At 40.6% G+C, this 5,447-nt stretch carries 6 protein-coding genes; 2 read left to right on the forward strand and 4 right to left on the reverse strand.

Annotation, left to right across the window (positions count from 1 at the left end):
- Positions 1–306: 306 nt before the first annotated feature.
- Complete coding sequence (locus tag ACM0OX_RS34885; RefSeq protein ID WP_414519697.1) at positions 307–1,491, reverse strand: NAD(P)H-quinone oxidoreductase subunit H; 1,185 nt, start codon at positions 1,489–1,491, stop codon at positions 307–309.
- A 515-nt stretch (positions 1,492–2,006) separates the two neighbouring features.
- A complete protein-coding gene (locus ACM0OX_RS34890; protein WP_414519698.1) occupies positions 2,007–2,138 on the reverse strand; it encodes a hypothetical protein in 132 nt (43 codons plus the stop codon).
- A 142-nt stretch (positions 2,139–2,280) separates the two neighbouring features.
- Here ACM0OX_RS34890 and ACM0OX_RS34895 point away from each other — a divergent pair, with 142 nt between their 5' ends.
- Both ACM0OX_RS34895 and rsmH read left to right on the forward strand, forming a co-directional pair.
- Positions 2,281–3,738 carry a M48 family metalloprotease gene (locus tag ACM0OX_RS34895; protein WP_414519700.1) on the forward strand — a complete coding sequence of 486 codons (1,458 nt, stop codon included), beginning with the start codon at positions 2,281–2,283 and terminating at the stop codon, positions 3,736–3,738.
- Between the two features lie 170 nt (positions 3,739–3,908).
- Entirely contained in the window at positions 3,909–4,793 is an 885-nt protein-coding gene (gene rsmH, locus ACM0OX_RS34900; RefSeq protein WP_414519702.1) for a 16S rRNA (cytosine(1402)-N(4))-methyltransferase RsmH, read from the forward strand.
- Positions 4,794–4,796: 3 nt separating this feature from the next.
- Here the strand turns inward: rsmH and ACM0OX_RS34905 are convergent, their stop codons facing one another.
- On the reverse strand, positions 4,797–5,021 hold the full coding sequence (locus ACM0OX_RS34905) for a DUF6887 family protein (protein ID WP_414519704.1): 225 nt from the start codon (positions 5,019–5,021) through the stop codon (positions 4,797–4,799).
- Positions 5,018–5,197: a DUF6888 family protein gene (locus ACM0OX_RS34910; protein WP_414519705.1), complete on the reverse strand. Its 180-nt coding sequence runs from the start codon at positions 5,195–5,197 to the stop codon at positions 5,018–5,020. Before ACM0OX_RS34910 ends, ACM0OX_RS34905 begins: the two co-directional genes overlap by 4 nt.
- Positions 5,198–5,447: the final 250 nt, after the last annotated feature.

Genomic DNA, 5,447 nt, shown 5'->3' on the forward strand with positions numbered 1-5,447 from the left:
TAGCTTTGGCGGGGTGGGGTTCTTTCTTATTTTTGATTTATGCAAGAGGTCTAATGTATATTCGTTTGGTAAGCGCGTTTGAGCGATTAGTGACACAGTTAAGTACTAGACCTCTTGCAAAAATATATTTTTGCACTCTTAGGGAAAAGGGAAAAGGTTAAAGGGAAAGGATTTTGAGTTTTTTTCCCCTTTTCCCCTTCCCCTTTACCCCGACTTTTGCAAGAAGTCTACTGAAGAATCAAAAAAAAATAGAGCAGTTGCATTGTAATACAACTGCTCTAAAAATTACTGAGATAGATATTTACTCTACCTATCCACAGACCCCATAATTACGTCAACACTGCCGAGAATCACCACAATATCTGCAACCTTCATCCCGCGCAGTAAATGTGGAACAATTTGGAGATTGTTGAAATCTGCGGCGCGAATCTTCCAACGTGCAGGGAAGACATTATCATCGCCAACCAAATAAATTCCCAATTCACCTTTGCCACTTTCTACACGGGCGTAGATTTCACCCTTGGGCATCTTGAAAGTCGGGGAAACTTTTTTGCCGATGAATTGATAATCAAATGCGTCCCACTCGGATTTTTTACCTGCGGCTAAACGCTTCGCTTCCAGATTTTCGTAAGGGCCGCCAGGAAGTCCTTTAATTGCTTGGCGAATAATCTTCACAGATTCGCGCATTTCCCGCATCCGCACTACGTAACGGGCAAAGCAATCACCGGCGGTTTCCCACTGCACATCCCAGTCGAAATCGTCGTAGCATTCATAATGATCAACTTTCCGCAAATCCCATTGCACGCCAGATGCGCGTAACATTGGGCCAGAAAGTCCCCAGTTAATTGCTTCTTCACGGGTGATAGTCCCAATACCCTCAACACGTCGCCGGAAGATGGGGTTATCGGTTACTAAGCGTTCGTACTCATCAACTTTAGGTAATAAGTAGTCGCAGAATTCCAGACACTTATCTACCCAACCGTAAGGTAAATCGGCTGCTACTCCACCAACACGGAAGTAGTTATTATTCACCATCCGATAACCTGTGGCAGCTTCCCACAAATCATAAATCATCTCCCGTTCCCGGAATTGGTAGAAGAAGGGAGTTTGTGCGCCTACGTCAGCGAGGAAGGGGCCAAACCACAGCAAATGGTTAGCAATGCGGTTCAACTCCAGCATGATGACGCGGATGTAGCTAGCACGTTTGGGGACAGCGATACCTGCAAGCTTTTCTGGGGCGTTAACAGTGACGGCTTCGTTGAACATTCCCGCAGCGTAGTCCCAGCGACTAACGTAAGGGACGTACATTACATTAGTGCGGTTCTCAGCAATTTTTTCCATTCCTCGGTGCAAATAGCCGATGACCGGTTCACAGTCAACAACATCCTCGCCATCCAGAGTCATGATTAGCCGCAGAACCCCGTGCATCGAGGGGTGGTGTGGCCCCATGTTTAGCACCATTGGTTCAGTGCGGGTTTCTAGTCTGGTCATAGATTTCGTGTTCTCCGTTCGTGAAAATATTGAATTCAACCGCGCAGATGCCAACTAGACCCAATTTATCTTGTTTGTCAAGCCAAAGTACGGGTTGTGGGAAGAGAGATTTGATTTGATGTTTAATTTTGTTGCACTTCTTCAACTATTATATGGAAGCTCGATATGCACTTAATTAAGGCATCGAATTTTTTTATCTCATGGTGCTGGGAGGACGGGGTGAAAGAAGATGCGTTTTCTCAATGATAACTATTGACTTCTGGGTTTCTACGTAAGCTATAGAGATATTGTGTCAGCTATATTACAGTTTTATGAGGCTGATACATATTTATGGCTTTCAATCAAGAGCGTTTTGATCGGCTAATTCAGAAGTTAGAAGTTTTTGCTAACAAACAACCGCATCTTTATAAATTGCACGTTGCTTTTTTGGCTACCTTGGGCTACGCATATATATTTTTGGTTCTAGCTGTAACATTGACTCTGCTGGTAGGTATTATCTTTGGGATACTTAATGCTCAGTCAATTTCTAAGTTATCTTTGACAGGTCTTCTGTTTTGCGTGACGTTAGCATTCGTATTAGTGCGATCGCTTTGGGTTTCTTTTCCCTCACCAACAGGTTTACCATTACAATCCAAAGATGTACCCAATCTCTACTGTTTAATTAACGAAATCTCATCGAAGCTAAAAGCTCCACGGTTTCACCACATTCTACTGACCAACGATTTTAATGCAGCAGTTGTCCAAATACCACGCTTAGGTTTGCTGGGATGGCAGCAAAATTACTTAATTGTGGGTTTACCACTGATGTTAGCACTGCCACCCGAACAATTTCGTGCCGTCTTAGCCCATGAACTGGGACATTTATCAGGAAATCACAGCCACTTTAGTGGTTGGATTTATCGCCAACGCGAAACTTGGTATCGCATTCTTAAGGGACTCCAACAAAGTGGACACGATCTATCATTGTTAATTTTTCAACTGTTTTTGATATGGTACATTCCATTTTTTAATGCCTATTCTTTTGTATTGGCACGAATGGATGAATATGAAGCAGATAGATGTGCTGTTGATTTAACGGGAGAACAAAATACTGCTAAAGCTTTGATAAGTTTGGAGGTCAAATCTAGATTTTTAGAAAGATATTTTTGGTCTAGTATTTATAAACAAATACAGACAGAGATTGAACCACCTAAAATGACTTATATGGATATGAAGCAGGCTTTAAGCCAGAGACTTCATCAGGAAATCACAAGTACTTATTTAAGTGAAGCTTTATCGGAAAAAACCAACAATGCTGATACTCACCCTTGCCTGACAGATAGATTAAAAGCCTTGAGATATATCGCCGATACTCAGCAGGAATTAGCTATCTTTGCACCAATTGAAATTAGTGCTGCCCAAGAATTTTTAGGAGATAAATTAGAAAATTTTATTGATTATTTTAGTCAAAATTGGCGAGAAAAGATAGCAACACCTTGGCGACAAAAATATGCTGAGTTTCAAAAATCGATAGCTACATTAAAAGATTTAAATCACAAATCGCAAAAACAACAGCTAACTTTAGAAGAAGCTAGTCAGCGAGCATTTTTGACATTGGAACTTGAGGGTGAAGAAGCTGTTATACCTCTATTACAAGAAATTATTCATCGTGATGCTTATCATGCATCAGCTAATTATTTACTAGGTCAAATATTATTAAAAAAACAAGACGCGACTGGAATAGAATACATTGAGAAGGCAATAGAGCAAGACTCAAGTATAGTCATAGGAGGTTGTCAGATAATTTGCTATTTTCTTAAAAACCAAGGTAAAAACCATGAGGCTAAGTCTTATCAAGAACGTGCAGAAAATTATCATAAATTAATTTTAAAAGGACAGAAAGAGCGCTCTAGTTTGAAAAGAAATGATAAATTTGACCCTCATAATATCTCTGAGATAGAGGTAAATAAGCTTCGTCAGCAGTTATCTCATCACCCGCAGATAATAACTGCTTATTTAGTTAAAAAGAATCTGCAATATTTTCCTGACAAACCACTTTATGTTCTAGCTGTGAAGCGTGGATTTAGTTTTTGGGAAGGTAGTCGTATTTATGAAACCGATAACTCTAAAATTGTTCAGAGCTTATTAAAGGAAAATGAATTGCCCGATAATGTATTCATTTTTATTTTAAATAGTAATTTAAGTATGGAGAAAAAATTAAAACGGATATCAAATTCGATGATTTACCAAAAAAAAGGTAAAAAATAGCACTACAGATGCTTAAAGCTCAACATTCAAAGCTGACGCTGAATGTTGAGTTTATGATATTTTCTTTTGTGTCTTAGTGGTTTAAAACTATTTTTTAGCTAGGAACCACAAAGACACAAACAAAAGAATACATAATAAAAGTTCATCTGTGGTTTTTTGCCCTAAGTCTCATGAATCGTCAGCTAGCTATTGAAGAACCGATATTTTCTCATCTACCAGTGTTACCGCAAGAAACGATCGCAGGTCTAGCGGTATCTCCAGGAGGTCACTATCTTGATACGACTGTAGGCGGTGGTGGTCATAGTCGCCTAATCTTAGAAGCGGCGGCGGATGTGCGGGTAACGGCAATTGACCAAGATGAGGATGCTTTAGCAGCAGCGAGGAAAGAATTAGCTGAGTTTGGCGATCGCGTACAGTTTATTTATAGCAATTTTGCTGACTACGAGTTCCCCCCTAACACTTTCGACGGTATTTTAGCCGATTTGGGGGTAAGTTCTTACCATTTAGATAAAGCAGAAAGGGGTTTCAGCTTCCGCCAAGCTGCGAATTTGGATATGCGAATGGATCGGGGGCGATCGCTAACTGCTGCCGATGTAATTAATAATTGGGATAAAGCAGAATTAGCTGATATTTTCTTTAAATACGGTGAAGAGAGATTATCGCGGCGCATTGCGAGACGCATTGTAGAACGCCGTCCGTTGCACACGACTACAGAATTGGCTGAAGCGATCGCTTCTTCAGTTCCTCCCAAATACCGTTATGGAAGAATTCACCCGGCTACCCGTGTTTTTCAAGCTCTGCGAATTGTCGTCAACGATGAGTTAAAATCTCTAGAAACTTTTTTGGATAAAGCACCAAATGCCCTTGTCCCTGGCGGCAGAATTGCGATTATCAGTTTCCACAGTTTAGAAGACCGCCCAGTGAAGCATGGTTTAAGAAATTCACCTTTATTAAAAGTCTTGACAAAAAAGCCGATTATTGCACAAGAAGAGGAAATTAGTCAGAATCCGCGATCGCGATCGGCCAAGTTGAGGATAGCAGAAAAGCTGCTGTAAGCCTTAAACTGCTCCATCTCGTGGTTCAGAACTGCTGCGAATACGCTCAATGAACTGAGGATAATTTTCTAAATCTTGTTCTGACTCTAACGGTGGCATTTCAATCCAATTACCTTCGATATGCAGCTTATCCACATAAGCGTAGAAGGCTTCCCGATCTTCCCGATGAGCAAGAACGTAATCATGTAACTCTTTCTGACTCATTGCATGAAAATTAGGCTTGCTCATCCTATGTATCTCCATCTACCGTTAGGGTATATCTCTATAATATTTTCCTCACCTGCCAAGAAAAATAGATTTTTTGTCCGTTCATCCATACGAACGATATTAATAGGCAAATAAAGCTTAGTAAACCAGCAGCACAATATGTAGCACTGTGTTTTTTGTTCTGGTGTAGGAATAATCTGAACTCCTTAACATTTTAGGACTTACGCACGGGTAACGGAAAACGAACCACAGAGGGCGCAGAGTTCACGGAGGAATGAGAGTTTGAGAGGGTTTTTGCGTAAGTCCTACATTTATTAAAGTTAGCGCTAAAAAGAAATTCTCAATAAGCTGCGATCGCGATCGGCCAAGTTGAGGATAGCCCAAAAGCTGCTGTAAGTAAGTCGGCGGGAAAATTTATAAGTATGTAACGAAAATTTAACCAGAGCG

Source organism: Nostoc sp. PCC 9305 (assembly GCF_963920915.1).
In the GTDB taxonomy this organism is placed as follows: Bacteria; Cyanobacteriota; Cyanobacteriia; order Cyanobacteriales; family Nostocaceae; genus Nostoc.

Excerpts from the sequence above, each read along its gene's own strand:
- ACM0OX_RS34885 (WP_414519697.1), bottom strand. The coding sequence starts at position 1,491 with ATGACCAGACTAGAAACCCGCACTGAACCAATGGTGCTAAACATGGGG.
- rsmH (WP_414519702.1), top strand. The coding sequence starts at position 3,909 with ATGAATCGTCAGCTAGCTATTGAAGAACCGATATTTTCTCATCTACCA.
- ACM0OX_RS34905 (WP_414519704.1), bottom strand. The coding sequence starts at position 5,021 with ATGAGCAAGCCTAATTTTCATGCAATGAGTCAGAAAGAGTTACATGAT.